Below are 14,010 nucleotides of genomic sequence, written 5' to 3' on the forward strand. Positions count from 1 at the left end.
CGCAGCCGGGGGCCGTGGTGCCGGGGACGTCGACGCCGGGTTCTTCGAGCGAGAGCGTGGAGCCGCCGGCCGAGGAGCCGACCAGGCCCAGCAAGAGTCGCGACAAGGATCGCAAGAAGTCCTCAGTGGTACCGACGCCGTCGTCGTCGGTTCCCCAGCCCTAAGCGTTCCCGGCCCTAAGCGCGCGCACCACACACACGACTCTGGCCGGGTACCCCCAATTTCGATTCTAGGGAGCCGGACCGACAGTCCTCAGGCCTCGCGGGCCGACGGTCCTCAGGCCTCGGGCTCGGCCAGTTCCGCGAACGGCAGGTCCGCCAGCTCGGCCCGCAACGAGTCGAGGTCCGAGTACACGGCCGACGCGCCGCTGTCGACCAGTTCCTCCTCGCCGAACCCGCCGGTCAGCAGTCCGATCGACGGCAGCCCGGCGTGCACAGCGGCCTCGCAGTCCCACACCGAGTCACCCACGACGACCGCTCGTGTGCTCTTCACCTCGCGCAACGCTACCTTGATCAGGTCCGGCGCCGGCTTGCTGTCCTCGACGTCGTCGGAGGACGTCGACGCGACGTCACCCGGATCGATGAGCTTCAGGTAGTGCTCGACGTGCTTGCGCTTGCCCGAGCTGGCGAGCACCACGGCCAGCCCGAGGTCGGTCGCGGCACGGACCAGCCGGTGCGCGCCCTCCAACGGCTGGATCTCGTCCAGCATCTCGTCGAAGTGCCTCTCCCATGCGGCTCGCACCGCGTCGCCGTGGTCCCGTTCCACCTTGTCACCGGCGACGGCGGCCACCAGCCTGTCGCCGCCCATGCCGATCGCGCGGTGCACGCGCCACGCGGGCACGGTGACGTCGACGCCGCGGAACGCGCGCAGCCACGCCACCGTGTGGTGGTAGTTGGTGTCGACCAGCGTGCCGTCCACGTCCAGGACCACGGTGTTGCTCATGCCGCCAGGTTTGCCCGTGCCTCTACCTCGGCAAACCCACCAGCTCGCGCGCGTGGTGAAGGGCCGCCAGCTCGCGCCGGAGCACGCCGTCGAGCCACTGCGCGTCCGACATCCACGACTGGTTGGTGTTCAGGCAGACGTGCACGGAGGACCGGTACACCGAGAGCGCGATGCCCACCGCGTGACCAGGGGCGACCGGGGCCACCGGATACATCTCGCACAGCGCGGCGCCGTCCAGCGACAACGGCACGGACGGCAGCGGCACCGAGGTGACCAGCGTGTCGAACAGCAGCGGGGCACAGCGGCCCATGACGGGCGCGGCGAGTCGGTGCACCAGTGGTGGCACCTTGTCCGCGAGCAGGGGCAGTGCCCCGGCGCCGCGGTCCGGTCCCGCCGCCTTCGCCGACTCCATCTGCTGCCGGATGTTCCGCAGCCGTTCCAGCGGGTCCGGCTCGCCGACCGGCAGCGCGACCAGGTAGCCGGAGATCTGGTTGCCCGATGCCGCGTCGCCGGAGCGTGAGCGCTGGTTAACCGGGATCAGCGCCCGCACGACCGACTCGGGTCCTGCGCTGTCGTGCGCGGAAAGCCAGTGCCGCAACGCGCCGGTGACGAGAGCGAGCAGCACGTCGTTCACCGTGCCGCCATGCGCGCGTCGAATCCGGTGCACGTCCGCGAGATCCAGTCGCGACATCACCACGCGGCGCGGCCGGGTGGACGCGGTGAGCACCGGCGAGTTCAGCGTCGGCGGCCGGGTGTTCATCAACACCGACGAGGCGATGTCGAGCGTGTCCTTGATCCCGCGCAGCGACGGGATCGAGGGGATGATCGACTTCGCGGGCTGCTCCGGAGCGTCCGGAATGGACAGCCGCGAGGCGTCGAACAGCTGAAGTCCCAGGCCAACGGCCTTCATGCCGTCGCACAACGAGTGGTGCAGCTTGGCGACGACGGCGAACCGCCCGCCCGCGAGCCCGGTGATCACGTGCAGCTCCCACGGCGGCCGCGCCAGATCCAGCGGCTGCGCCATGAGGTGGGAGACCAAGGTGGCGAACCGATCCCGGCCGCGCACGTGGTGCGTGAAGACGTGATCCTCAGGCGCGAAGCCGGGATCCTCCACCCAGCGCGCGCCGCCCAGCAACGAGGTGCGGGCGCGCTGGCGCAGGCGTGGAATCTCCTGCGCGCGTTCGCACAGCACGGCGGCGATGCGCGCCGGATGCACCGGAGTGGACGGTGCGAAGGTCGCGACCGCGCCGAGGTGCAACGGATTGCTGCTGCCCTCCATGGCGAGGAAAGCGATGTCGAGGGGGGAGAGGTGCTCTGTCATAGGTGTGCTAGGCAACCAGGTTCGCGTGTCGTGCGCATTGCGGTGAGATGGCGGCGACTCTCTACCGCCCCAAGTACACCCGAACGGTGGTACCCGTGTGACTCGTGTGGGTGCGAACCAGGTCACACAACAGGTTCACCATCACGATGCCGAAGCCGGACAGGCCGGTGAACGAGGGTGGGAAACCCTTGCCGGAGTCGCTCACCTCGCACACGACGGCGTCGCCCTCGCGCCACATCCGCAGCACCCCTCGGCCGGACGCGTGCAGGATGCTGTTCGTCGCGAGCTCGTTCACCGCGAGCACCAGATCCTCGACCTGCTCGCGGCGCAGCCAGTTCGCGTAGGCCGACACGACCTTGCGCATGTGTGCGAGCGTGCCGACGGAGAACGTGTGCTCCTCGGCCGAGGCGGGCGGCGGCGGCAACGGCACGTTGTAGATGTCGGCGAGCCCGGACGGATCCGTGTAGCACTCGCTGGCGACCCGTTTGGTCCCCTCGATGACGACGGGGTGGGTGCGTCGCGCGTCCTCCAGCACGTGGCCGGGCAGCGCCGCCGCGTCGTACGTGCACATCATGACGCCCTGCCTGCCCTCGAACGCCGTGTTGATCAACGCCTCGTGCTGGACGCACGCCGGGTACTCGAGGTCGGTGCGGCCCGGCCACATCGGTTCGCCGACCATGCGGAAGCGGCCCTGCGTGCTCGCGCTGAACGCCATCAGCACGCCGGGGATGATCCGGCCCGGGTTGCGGCCGGCCTCGGTCATGTCGATGAAGTGGACCTCGTCGGCCTTGCCGTCCAGTCGCTCGCGGAGCAGGGCGATCCTCGCCTCAGACACCGCCACCAGCACGGGCTCGCCCTTGTTCACGCCGTCCGCGACGAAACTGGCCGTACCGTCGAGAAAGTCGTCCTCGTCCCGGTAGAACAGGGCCTCGTGCGCGAACGGAGCAACGGAGTTCATGGGCTTCCCGGTGGGTCGGTGGCTCGGGCAAACCATCATTCTGCTACTCGTAACAGTGTTTCGGCGGGGGCCAGGCCGGTGGTTGTTGCCGGACGTGAAGCGGTCAACGGGTGAACGAGCGAGCCAGCCGGACCGCGTTTCCGGCGTCTCGTTTCCGGACTCCGGCCTTTCGCAACGCTCCGTCACGCTTCCGGCCTAGCGGCTCCGGTGCCTCTTCGAGGTGGATTCGGGGTGCGTGCGGGGAAAACCCCAGGCAGACTCGCGGGTTGTCGGGGTCTTGCGAGGAGGTGACACCGTGATCGGGCACTACACGCTGACTGGACCGGAGGACGCTCCGGTACTGGTGCTCGGCAACGCGCTCGGCACGACCACCGAACTGTGGCGCGACTTCTCGCTGCCTTTCCGGTTGCTGCGCTTCGACCACCGCGGTCACGGTGGCAGCGCGCCCGTCGAGGGCCCGTGCACGATCGAAGACCTGGCGTGCGACGTGGTGGACCTGTTGGATCACCTGGAGCTTCGTCAGGTGTACTACTGCGGCGTGTCCCTCGGCGGGATGATCGGGATGTGGCTGGCCGCGCACACCGATCGGATCTCGCGGCTGGCGTTGATGTGCACCACGGCGTGGTACCCGGACAAGTCCGTCTGGGACGAGCGGATCGAGGTGCTGCGCTCGTACGGGATGGAGCCTCTCGCGGACACGATCGTCTCGCGGTGGTTCACGCCCGCGTTCTCGCCGGCCGTGGTCGCGCACTTCCGCGCGGAGCTGCTGAAGGTCGACGTGCCGTCGTACATCGCCTGCGCGGAGGCGATCAGGGACATGGACCTGCGGCCGGACCTCGCGAAGATCGACGTGCCGACCGTGGTGATCGCGGCGGCACAGGACCACGCGACACCGCCGGAGTTCGCGCGGCACATCGCGGACGAGCTACCGGCCTCGGAGCTCTACATCGTCGGTGACGCGGCGCATCTGGCCATCGTCGAGGCACCGAGAACGATCTCGGTGATCCTCGACGGCCACTTCGGGAACGATTAGTGCCGTGGTTCGAAACCTTGCCGGCCATTTCGCGGTCAGGCGGGCGCATCGTGGCGCCGCCCACACGTCCTCATACCGGAGTCGTATGGGGGCGTGGGGGCGGTGCCGCGAGGCGTCCTACTGAGCGTGAAATTGCACGCCAAGGTTTCGGGCCACGGCACTAAACCTTCTCGAGCGGCCTGTGCGGCCCTGGAGGCAGCTCGACTCCGATCTCGTCACCGGGACGCACGACGCCACCGACGAGCACGACCGACATGATCCCCGCGCGCCGGATCAGCTCACCGCCGGGACCCTTGCCCACGACCTCCTTGAGCAGCCCCTTCGAGAACCCGTCGATCTGCAGGCACGGGTTGCGCAACCCGGTCACCTCGATCACGGCCTCGGAACCCAGGTGCAGCAACGTTCCCGTGGGCAGGCCGAGCAGGTCGATCCCGCGCGTCGTGACGTTCTCGCCGATCTCGCCCGGTTCGACCGCGAAACCCTTGTCGCGCAGCTCGTCGAAGAGCTCGGAATGCATCAGGTGCACCTGCCGCAGGTTCGGCTGGGTCGGGTCCTGGGCGACCCGCGACCGGTGCTTCACCGTGACGCCCTGGTGGACGTCGCCCTCGACACCGAGACCGGCGAGCAACGTGATGCTCGGCTGCACCGGTTTGGTGAACGTGTACTCCTTGCTGCGGCTGACCGCTGTCACAACCCCCATGCCACTGATTGTGCACGATGATCGACCGCCCGCCGGGTGCTCCGTTCGGCCCAGCCGCACAAGGAGGCTGGTATCGATCAAGGTGTCTCAATTGCGCTCACCCGATCGGCCCCGACCTGCGGTGATGGGCGACGCCGTGGAAACGCTCCCACGAAGTTCCGACAAGAGTCTTGACTAATCCTCACGTCAGGCTGTTGACTCCGTCACACCTCGTCGGAACCGGTTACGGAACCGGTTCCGGAGGCGGCGGAAAGGAAGTTCGGCATGCGTGTCACGATCGCAGAGGTCGCCCAACGCGCCCAGGTGTCCAAAGCGACCGTGTCACGTGTGCTGAACGGTAAGCCGGACGTCGACGCCTCCACCGCGCAGCGAGTGCGGAAGGTCATCGACGAGATCGGGTACGTGCCCAGTGCGCGTGCCGTGGGTCTGGCGCGGGGTCGTACCCGCACCGTCGCCATGCTCGCACCGTCGCTCACGTGGCCGTGGATGGGCGAGGTCCTTCAGGGCATCGTCGACACGCTCGAGGCCGACGGCTACGGGTTGCTGCTCTACACGCTCAACCGCGGGCCGGAGTCGCTCAACCAGTTCGCGAACCACGTGTCCGCCAACGCTTTCGACGGGTTGCTGGTGGTCGAGCCACCGGACGCCCTGCACTACATCTCCACGCTCTACCGGGCGGGACTGCCGGTCGTCATGATCGACGATCGCGGCTCGCACCCGGAGTTCCCCTCGGTGACGACGACGAACCGGCAGGGAGGCGCGGACGTCGCACGGCATCTCGTCGCGGCCGGTCGCCGCAGGTTCGCCGTCGTCACCGGACCACCGCACTTCGGGTGCACTCAGGCCAGGCTGGACGGGTTCCGGCTCGCTTTGGCGGAAGCGGGCCTGACGCTGCACCCGGACCTCGTGGTCGACGGCGACTTCACCACGGAAGGTGGTGAGGTCGCCGTCGACAAGCTCGTCGCCAGCGGCATCCCGTTCGACGCCGTGTTCGCGCAGAACGACCTCTCGGCGGTCGGGGTGCTGCGGGCGCTGCGTGAAGCAGGCAGGACCGTCCCCGGCGACGTGTCCGTGGTCGGCTTCGACGACGTCCCGGTCGCCGGCCACACCGAACCCAGGCTGACGACGATCCGCCAGCCGTTGCAGGAGATGGGCGCCGCCGCCGCGCGGATGCTGCTCTCCACGCTCGAGGGACAGCCGATGCCCGACCATCCGCTGGTGCTGCCCACCTCGTTGATCGTGCGCGAATCCGCGCCCTGACCCACCACAACTGAACGAACGCGCCAGACCGTTGCTCGTGGTCTGGCGAGTTCGCCGTACGCGTGAGAGAGCGCTCTCATGCGCCGTCGTATCGGGAGATTCCCCCATGCGCAGAACAATCATCGTCGCGTTGGCACTGGCGCTCGCGGCGACCGGTTGCTCCTCTGGTGGCGCCACCAAGGCTTCCGGCGTGCTGACCGTGGGCATGCCCAACGGGCCGCTGACCGAGAACCACAACCCGTTCCTGCCCACGTCGGCGGCGGGTTCGCTCGGCTACCGCTACGTGATCTACGAGCCGCTCGCGTTCGTGAACAACACGCGGCCCGCCCAGGAGCCCGTGCCGTGGCTCGCGACGAAGTGGGACTGGGCGGACAACTACAAGAAGGTCACCTTCACGATCCGGGAGAACGTGAAGTGGTCCGACGGCAAGCCGCTGACAGCGGCCGACGTCGCGTTCTCGTACGAGATCCTCAAGAAGTGGCCCGCGCTCAACAACCGCGACTCGCTCAAGGTCGAGACCGCGACGGCGACGCAGGACGGCAAGGTCGAGGTCACGTTCGCGTCCCCGCAGTTCGTGAACCGCAACAAGGTCATCAGCGCGATGGTGGTGCCCCAGCACGTCTGGAGCACCGTGCCGGACCCGACGACCTACACCAACCCGAGCCCGGTGGGCACCGGCCCGTACCAGCTGAAGTCGTTCACCTCGCAGACCGTCACGGTGGCGCGGCGCGCGGAGTACTGGCAGGAACTGCCGAAGGTGCCGGAGATCCAGTACACCTCCTACAACGACAACACAGCGCAGACCACCGCGCTGGCGTCGGGCGCGAGCCAGTGGTCGTACGTCTTCATCCCCGACTACCAGAAGCTCTACGTCGACAAGGACCCGAAGAACCACAAGCTGTGGTTCCCCGCCGGTCTCGGCATCCACGGCCTGTGGCTGAACACGACCGTGGCGCCGTTCGACAACGCGGCACTGCGTTCGGCGATGAGCGACGTGATCGACCGCGAGGCGATCTTCGTCCGCGGTGAGGCTCGCCTGTTCCCGAAGCTCGAGTCGCCGACCGGCATGCCGTTGCCCGCCGGTGAGTCGTTCCTCGCGCCGGAGTACAAGTCCGCGCGGTTCGCGGTCGACGTCGACAAGGCGAAGCAGAAGCTGACCGCGGCTGGGTTCACTGTGGACGGTGGCGTGCTCAAGGCGCCCGGCGGCAAGCCGGTGACGATCGAGCTGACCAACCCGTCCGGCTGGTCCGACTACCTGACGGTGCTCGACATCATCAAGAGCGACCTGAAGAAGATCGGCATCGAGGCGACCGTGCGCACGCAGACCGCGGACGCGTGGACGACCGACTTCGCGAACGGCGCCTTCCAGGGCTCGCTGCGGTGGACCAACACCGGTGCCACGCCGTACGAGATGTACCAGAACATCATGGACGGCGCGGAGATCAAACCGGTCGGGCAGACCGCGGCGGTGAACTTCGGCCGCTACAACAACCCGGACGCCACGGCGGCGCTGACGGAGTACGCGAACGCCGCTGACGACGCGACGCGGGCCAAGAGCCTCGCGGTGCTGCAGAAGATCATGGTCGAGCAGGTGCCGATGATCCCGACCTCCGCGGGTCCGATCGGCGCCGAGTACAGCACGAAGAGCTGGGTCGGCTGGCCCACCGAGGAGGACCCGTACGGTCCGCCGCAGGCCACGCTGCCCAACGCCCTGCAGATCGTCATGAAGTTGAAGCCGGCGTCATGACAGCTGAACCCTTTGGCGTGGCGCTGGAAGCAAAGGGTCTGGTCAAGACCTACAAGCGCGTGCGCGCGGTGCAGGACGTCTCCCTCGTCCTGCGCCGCGGGCGCGTGACCGCCCTCGTCGGCGAATCGGGATCGGGCAAGTCGACGGTGGCGAAGCTGCTGGCGCGGCTGGTGGAGCCCACCGCGGGGGAGATCCTGCTGGACGGCAGGAAGGTGCGACGGGTCCGGGAGTACCGGCGCAAGGTCCAGATGGTGTTCCAGGACCCGTTCGCCTCGCTCAACCCCGTCCACACGGTCCGCTACCACCTGACCAGGCCGCTGAAGATCCACAAGCGGCCGGAGACGCCGGAGGAGCTCCTCGAGCGGGTGCACCTGCCGGCGGACTTCGTCTCGCGGTACCCACACGAGTTGTCGGGTGGCCAGCGGCAGCGCGTGGCGATCGCACGAGCGCTCGCGGCCAACCCCGAGGTGCTGCTCGCCGACGAGCCGGTGTCCATGTTGGACGTCTCCATCCGGCTCGGTGTGCTGAACCTGTTGCTGGACCTGAAGGAACGGCTGAAGCTCGCGGTCCTCTACATCACGCACGACATCGCGTCGGCGCGCTACTTCGCCGACGAGACGTTCGTGATGTACGGCGGCCAGATCGTCGAGGGCGGCGACAGCGAGTCCGTGACGCAGCGGCCGGCGCACCCGTACACGCAGCTGCTGATCGAGTCCGCGCCTGATCCGGAACGGTCCGTCGTCGCGCTGGACGCCCCGTCGGAGGAGACCGCCGCGGTCTCGGCGGGCTGCCAGTTCGCGCCGCGCTGCCCGAAGGTGCAGTCCCGCTGCTGGACCGAGGCGCCGCCGCGCACCGAGGTCGACTCCCACGGGCACTGGGCGGCGTGCTGGCTGTACGTGGAGGCGGCGGCATGACGTTCCTGCTGCGCCGCGCGCTGTTCTACCTGGTCACGTTGTGGGCGGCGATCACGGCGAACTTCCTGCTGCCGCGCCTGCTTCCGGGCGACCCGGTGCAGGCGATGATCACCAAGCTCGGCGGGCGGCTGAACAGCGACGCGATGGCCTCGCTGTACATCCTGTTCGGGCTCGATGCGAAGAAGTCGATCTGGGAGCAGTACGTCGACTACTGGGGTGCGCTGCTGCGCGGTGACCTCGGGCTGTCGTTCACGTTCTTCCCGACGCCGGTCGCCGACGTGCTCTCGCAGTCGCTTCCGTGGACGCTCGGGCTGGTCGGCGTGACCACGGTCATCGCGTTCCTGCTGGGCACGCTCATGGGCGTCTACGCGGGCTGGAAGCGCGGTTCGTGGATGGACTCGCTCATCCCGGTGACGACGTTCCTGTCGTCGATCCCGTACTTCTGGCTCGGGCTGATCGCGATCTCCGTGTTCTCCGTGACGTGGCCGCTGTTCCCGGCGTCCGGCGGTTACGCCGCCGGGCTGGTGCCGGAGTTCTCCGGTGAGTTCATCGGCAGCGTCCTGGAGCACGCCGTGCTGCCCGGCATCACGATCGTCGTGAGCTCGGTGGCCGGCTGGATCCTGGGCATGCGCAACATGATGGTGACCGTCACGGCCGAGGACTATGTGCTGGTCGCGCGGGCCAAGGGCCTGTCGCAGCGGCGGATCATGTTCGCCTACGCCGCACGCAACGCCGTGCTGCCGTCCATCTCCGGTTTCGCGCTGTCGCTGGGCTTCATCGTCGGCGGCGCGCTGCTGGTGGAGATGGTGTTCTCCTATCCGGGCCTTGGTTACGTGCTGTTCCAGGGCATCGGCGCGAAGGACTACCCGTTGATGCAGGGCGTGTTCCTGGTGATCACACTGGCGGTGCTGGTGGCGAACCTGCTCGCGGACGTCGGCTACCTGCTGCTCGACCCGCGCACGCGGCGGGAGGGGTGACACGGTGAACTTCAAGACGAAACTGGGCCTGGGGATTCTGGCCTTCTTCGCGCTGATCGCCGTGATCGGCGAGTGGATCGCGCCGTACGACCCGTCCGAGATGGGTGACGAGATCCTGTCGCCGCCGTCGGGCGCTCACTGGTTCGGCACGACCATGACCGGGCAGGACATCTTCTCGCAGGTGCTCGTCGGCACCAGGGGAGTGATGGTCGTCGGGCTCGTCTGCGGTGTGCTGGCGACCTTTCTGTCCATTCTGGTCGGTGTGACCGCGGGATTCCTCGGCGGTGCGGCCGACGAGGCGTTGTCGATGCTGTCCAACGTCTTCCTGGTGATCCCGGCGCTGCCGCTGATCATCATCGTGGCCTCGATGCTGCCGTCGGCGGACACCGTGCTCATCGCGGCGGTGATCAGCCTGACCGCGTGGGCGTGGGGCGCTCGCGTCCTGCGCGCGCAAACGATGTCGTTGCGGCGCCGCGACTTCGTCGAGGCGGCACGGGCATCCGGTGAACGGACCTGGCGGATCATCGTCTTCGAGGTGCTGCCGAACCTGATGGCGGTCATCGCCTCGGGGTTCGTCGGCACGGTGATCTTCGCGGTCATGCTGCAGATCACGCTGTCGTTCGTCGGCGTCGTGTCGCTGTCGACCTGGAACTGGGGAACGATCCTGTTCTGGGCGCAGAGCAACCAGGCGCTCGGTCAGGGCGCGTGGTGGTGGTTCGTCCCCGCCGGCCTGTGCATCGCGTTGCTCGGCACGGCGCTGGCGCTGATCAACTTCGGGATCGACGAGTACGCGAATCCCCGGCTGCGGAAGGTGCGCGCATGAGCCCGGTGCTGGAGATCCGTGATCTCTCGGTGGACTACGGCTCGTTGCGAGCCGTGCACGACGTCTCGCTCTCGCTGAACGCGGGCGAGGTGCTCGGCCTCGCGGGGGAGAGCGGCAGCGGCAAGTCCACTTTGGCCTACGCCGCGACCCGCCTGCTGCAGGCGCCGGGACGCGTGCCGTCCGGCGAGGTGCTGTTCAAGGGCCAGGACCTGCTGTCGCTGACCGACCGGCAGCTGCAGGTGCTGCGCTGGAACGAGATCGCGATCGTGTTCCAGGGCGCGATGAACGCGCTGAACCCGGTGATCTCGGTCGGCGCGCAGATCGACGACGTGCTGCGGACCCACCGTCCTTCGATGACCCGTGCGGAGAGGGCCGATCGCGGTCGCCAGCTCTTGTCGCTGGTCGGGATCCCGGTCGACCGGCTGTCGTCGTACCCGCACCAGCTGTCCGGCGGCATGCGGCAGCGCGTAGTGATCGCGATGGCCCTCGCGCTGGAACCGGAGATCGTCATCATGGACGAGCCCACCACCGCGCTGGACGTGGTGGTGCAGCGGCAGATCCTCGGCCAGATGATGAGGCTGCGCGAGACGCTCGGCTTCTCGGTCATCTTCATCACCCACGACATCTCGCTGCTGGTCGAGTTCTCGGACCGCATCGCGATCATGTACGGCGGCCGGATCGTGGAGGAGGCGCCGGCGTCGGAGATCTACCGTGCCGCCAAGCACCCGTACAGCCAGGGACTGCTGGCGTCGTTCCCGGCGCTGCGCGGCCCGCGCCGTGAGCTTCGCGGCATCCCCGGTTCGCCGCCGGACCTGCGCTCGATGCCGACGGGCTGCCCCTTCCACCCGCGTTGCCCTCAGGCTCTCGACGTCTGCGCCGAGCGGACGCCGTCGCTGGAATCCGTCGAGGAACGCCGTCGCGTGGCGTGCTGGTTGGAGGAAGTGCATGTCTGAGATGACCGCGGGTCTGTCGGCCGACTTCTTCTGGGGCGTCGCGACGTCGGCCTACCAGATCGAGGGCGCGTACGACGAGGACGGCAGGACTCCGTCCATCTGGGACACCTTCTCCCGCCGTCCCGGCGCCGTCGCGAACGGCGAGAACGGTGACGTGGCCTGCGATCACTACCACCGCATGCCTTCCGACGTCGCGATGATCGCGCGGCTGGGTGTGGACAAGTACCGCTTCTCGGTGTCCTGGCCGCGCGTCCAGCCGGGCGGCCGCGGCCCGGTCAACGCCAAGGGCGTGGACTTCTACTCCCGCCTCGTCGACGAGCTGCTGGAGAAGGGCGTCGATCCCTGGTTGACGTTGTACCACTGGGATCTGCCGCAGGAGCTGGAAGACGCGGGCGGCTGGCCGCACCGCGACACGGCCTACCGCTTCGCCGAGTACGCCGGGCTGGTGCACGACGCTTTGGGTGACCGCGTGCCGACGTGGACGACGCTGAACGAGCCGTGGTGCTCGGCGATGCTCGGCTACGACACCGGGCGTCATGCGCCTGGGCGCAAGAACTTCGGCGAGGCCATGCGGGCTGTTCACCACCTGCTGCTGGCCCACGGGCTGGCTGCGCAGGAGCTGCGGTCGCGTGAGGTTTCGTCTCTGGGCATCACGTTGAACATGGGCGTTTCCACGCCTGCGTCCGACGACCCGCGTGACGTGGATGCGGCCCGTCGTGCTGACGGGCTGGGTATCCGGATCTACCTGGATCCGTTGGTGCACGGGCGGTATCCGGAGGACGTGCTCGTCGACATCGCTGCTCGCGGAGCTGAGATTCCGGTCAGGACCGGTGACCTGGAGATCATTTCTACGCCCTTGGACGTTCTCGGCGTCAACTACTACACGTCGCACGTGTTCAAGGCGACGGATGATCCTGCTGCGCCTGAGGTGGTGCCACAGGGGTTGCCGGTCACCGCCATGGGCTGGGAGATCGTGCCTTCAGGGTTCACGTCGTTGCTGGTGCGGTTGCAGCAGGACTACGGGGTGCCGATGGTGATCACCGAGAACGGGGCCGCGTTCGACGATCTGTCCGTTGAGGACGGATACGTGGCTGATGCTGACCGGGTTGAGTACCTGGCCTCGCACATCTCTGCCGTGGCTGCCGCTGTACGGGCTGGGGCGGATGTGCGGGGGTATCTGGCCTGGTCGCTCATGGACAACTTCGAGTGGGGGTACGGGTATGCCAAGAGGTTCGGCATCGTCCGGGTTGATTACGGGACTCAGGCCCGGACTTTGAAGCAGAGTGCACAGTGGTACCGGGATCTGATCACTCGGTCTCGGCGCTAACGCAGGTAGTCACCAGCCTCGGCTCCCAGCACGTTCAGAAGAGCCAGAGCCTCGGCGTCAGGGGATCCCGGCGGCGCGCTGTAGAGCACGAGGTGCTGGTCGCGTTCCGTGAGCGTGAGCGTGTCGCAGTCAACGGTGATCTCCCCGACGACCGGGTGGCGGAAGGTCTTCGTGAGCATCGGCGCCGCCTGCACGTCGTGCCGCTCCCAGAGCCGGGCGAAGTCGGGGCTGGCGTCGCGGAGCTCGTCGACGAGACCGGTCACCGCGGGATCCGCCGGGTAGCGGGCGACCGTGGTGCGGAGTTCCATGACGACGTGGTGCCGGAACTCGGCGGCGTCGGAGATCCCGTAGAGCGTCGTGTCAGCTTGCGCCGGCCAGAGGAACGCCCGGCGCGCGAGATTGCGGTCCTGCGGGGCGAGCGCGGCGAAGTCCTCCATGAGCGCGGCCGCGAGGTCGTTCCACGCGAGCACCTCGAACGCGGCGGATATCACGAAACCCGCCGTGTGCGGCAACCGTTCGAGGAGCGCGAGGATGCTCGGGCGGACGTCACGCCGATGCAGCCCCGTACGACTCGGCGCGGTGCCCGCGAGGACGTGGAGGTGATCGGACTCTGCGTCGGTGAGCCGCAGCGCGCCCGCGATCCCGGCGAGGACCTCACCCGACGGCCGCGGTGCCCTGCCCTGCTCAAGCCGGACGTAGTACTCCGTGGAGATGTGCGCGAGTACCGCGACCTCCTCGCGGCGCAGACCCGGCGTCCGGCGTCGCGGTCCGGAGGGGAGTCCGACGTCCTCCGGCCGAAGCCGCTCACGGCGGCTGCGGAGAAACGCCCCCAGCTCGTGCCTGTCCATACCCCGAGTCTGCACCCCGCGCGGCGACGGATCCTGGTACTGCCTGTGCCTGTATCCGACCTGGAAGCCCGCCGAACACTGTCGTCATGACCAACAACATCGACAGCGCACCCATCGGCCTGCTCACCGGCAAGGTCGTGTTCATCACCGGCGCCAGCCGCGGCATCGGGGCGGCCGCGGCCCGCTCTTCGTCGCGGGAGGACGCGG

Annotated in this window: 13 protein-coding genes; 8 read left to right on the forward strand and 5 right to left on the reverse strand. The window is 68.3% G+C overall.

Annotation, left to right across the window (positions count from 1 at the left end):
* Positions 1-276: 276 nt before the first annotated feature.
* From FXN61_RS38805 to FXN61_RS38815, 3 genes are all read right to left on the reverse strand, one after another.
* Positions 277-942, reverse strand: a complete 666-nt coding sequence (locus tag FXN61_RS38805) for an HAD family hydrolase (protein WP_167978891.1) — start codon at positions 940-942, stop codon at positions 277-279.
* A gap of 22 nt (positions 943-964) precedes the next feature.
* Complete coding sequence (locus FXN61_RS38810) at positions 965-2,263, reverse strand: wax ester/triacylglycerol synthase family O-acyltransferase (RefSeq protein ID WP_167978892.1); 1,299 nt, start codon at positions 2,261-2,263, stop codon at positions 965-967.
* A 61-nt stretch (positions 2,264-2,324) separates the two neighbouring features.
* Positions 2,325-3,221: an anti-sigma factor RsbA family regulatory protein gene (locus FXN61_RS38815; protein ID WP_167978893.1), complete on the reverse strand. Its 897-nt coding sequence runs from the start codon at positions 3,219-3,221 to the stop codon at positions 2,325-2,327.
* A 295-nt stretch (positions 3,222-3,516) separates the two neighbouring features.
* Between FXN61_RS38815 and FXN61_RS38820 the strand changes: the two genes are divergently transcribed.
* A complete protein-coding gene (locus tag FXN61_RS38820) occupies positions 3,517-4,254 on the forward strand; it encodes an alpha/beta fold hydrolase (RefSeq protein ID WP_167978894.1) in 738 nt (245 codons plus the stop codon).
* Positions 4,255-4,414: 160 nt separating this feature from the next.
* Here FXN61_RS38820 and FXN61_RS38825 read toward each other — a convergent pair whose 3' ends face one another.
* Positions 4,415-4,954 (reverse strand): MOSC domain-containing protein, encoded by a 540-nt coding sequence (locus FXN61_RS38825; protein WP_188135961.1) that lies wholly within the window; start codon positions 4,952-4,954, stop codon positions 4,415-4,417.
* A gap of 264 nt (positions 4,955-5,218) precedes the next feature.
* On the opposite strand from FXN61_RS38825, the gene FXN61_RS38830 reads away from it, so the two are divergent.
* From FXN61_RS38830 to FXN61_RS38860, 7 genes are all read left to right on the forward strand, one after another.
* Positions 5,219-6,214, forward strand: a complete 996-nt coding sequence (locus tag FXN61_RS38830) for a LacI family DNA-binding transcriptional regulator (protein WP_030474275.1) — start codon at positions 5,219-5,221, stop codon at positions 6,212-6,214.
* A gap of 106 nt (positions 6,215-6,320) precedes the next feature.
* Complete coding sequence (locus FXN61_RS38835; protein WP_167978895.1) at positions 6,321-7,961, forward strand: ABC transporter substrate-binding protein; 1,641 nt, start codon at positions 6,321-6,323, stop codon at positions 7,959-7,961.
* On the forward strand, positions 7,958-8,875 hold the full coding sequence (locus tag FXN61_RS56675; protein WP_167978896.1) for an ABC transporter ATP-binding protein: 918 nt from the start codon (positions 7,958-7,960) through the stop codon (positions 8,873-8,875). The genes FXN61_RS38835 and FXN61_RS56675 overlap by 4 nt, the downstream gene beginning before the upstream one ends.
* Complete coding sequence (locus FXN61_RS38845) at positions 8,872-9,852, forward strand: ABC transporter permease (protein WP_167978897.1); 981 nt, start codon at positions 8,872-8,874, stop codon at positions 9,850-9,852. Before FXN61_RS56675 ends, FXN61_RS38845 begins: the two co-directional genes overlap by 4 nt.
* A 4-nt stretch (positions 9,853-9,856) precedes the next feature.
* Positions 9,857-10,675, forward strand: a complete 819-nt coding sequence (locus FXN61_RS38850; protein WP_312878339.1) for an ABC transporter permease — start codon at positions 9,857-9,859, stop codon at positions 10,673-10,675.
* Entirely contained in the window at positions 10,672-11,628 is a 957-nt protein-coding gene (locus FXN61_RS38855; protein ID WP_167978898.1) for an ABC transporter ATP-binding protein, read from the forward strand. The genes FXN61_RS38850 and FXN61_RS38855 overlap by 4 nt, the downstream gene beginning before the upstream one ends.
* Positions 11,621-12,955 (forward strand): GH1 family beta-glucosidase, encoded by a 1,335-nt coding sequence (locus tag FXN61_RS38860; RefSeq protein WP_167978899.1) that lies wholly within the window; start codon positions 11,621-11,623, stop codon positions 12,953-12,955. Before FXN61_RS38855 ends, FXN61_RS38860 begins: the two co-directional genes overlap by 8 nt.
* Here FXN61_RS38860 and FXN61_RS38865 read toward each other — a convergent pair.
* Entirely contained in the window at positions 12,952-13,803 is an 852-nt protein-coding gene (locus FXN61_RS38865; RefSeq protein ID WP_167978900.1) for a helix-turn-helix transcriptional regulator, read from the reverse strand. The two genes, FXN61_RS38860 and FXN61_RS38865, sit on opposite strands and share 4 nt — an antisense overlap.
* Between the last annotated feature and the right edge of the window lie 207 nt (positions 13,804-14,010).

Origin of the sequence: Lentzea indica (assembly GCF_012184385.1) — a bacterium.
Classification (GTDB): domain Bacteria; phylum Actinomycetota; class Actinomycetes; order Mycobacteriales; family Pseudonocardiaceae; genus Lentzea; species Lentzea indica.

Bases quoted from the DNA above. Each gene is read 5' to 3' on its own strand.
- FXN61_RS38860 (WP_167978899.1), top strand. From the start codon at position 11,621: ATGTCTGAGATGACCGCGGGTCTGTCGGCCGACTTCTTCTGGGGCGTC.
- FXN61_RS38805 (WP_167978891.1), bottom strand. From the start codon at position 942: ATGAGCAACACCGTGGTCCTGGACGTGGACGGCACGCTGGTCGACACC.
- FXN61_RS38865 (WP_167978900.1), bottom strand. From the start codon at position 13,803: ATGGACAGGCACGAGCTGGGGGCGTTTCTCCGCAGCCGCCGTGAGCGG.
- FXN61_RS38855 (WP_167978898.1), top strand. From the start codon at position 10,672: ATGAGCCCGGTGCTGGAGATCCGTGATCTCTCGGTGGACTACGGCTCG.
- FXN61_RS38830 (WP_030474275.1), top strand. From the start codon at position 5,219: ATGCGTGTCACGATCGCAGAGGTCGCCCAACGCGCCCAGGTGTCCAAA.
- FXN61_RS38835 (WP_167978895.1), top strand. From the start codon at position 6,321: ATGCGCAGAACAATCATCGTCGCGTTGGCACTGGCGCTCGCGGCGACC.
- FXN61_RS38815 (WP_167978893.1), bottom strand. From the start codon at position 3,221: ATGAACTCCGTTGCTCCGTTCGCGCACGAGGCCCTGTTCTACCGGGAC.
- FXN61_RS38845 (WP_167978897.1), top strand. From the start codon at position 8,872: ATGACGTTCCTGCTGCGCCGCGCGCTGTTCTACCTGGTCACGTTGTGG.
- FXN61_RS38825 (WP_188135961.1), bottom strand. From the start codon at position 4,954: ATGGGGGTTGTGACAGCGGTCAGCCGCAGCAAGGAGTACACGTTCACC.
- FXN61_RS38810 (WP_167978892.1), bottom strand. From the start codon at position 2,263: ATGACAGAGCACCTCTCCCCCCTCGACATCGCTTTCCTCGCCATGGAG.
- FXN61_RS56675 (WP_167978896.1), top strand. From the start codon at position 7,958: ATGACAGCTGAACCCTTTGGCGTGGCGCTGGAAGCAAAGGGTCTGGTC.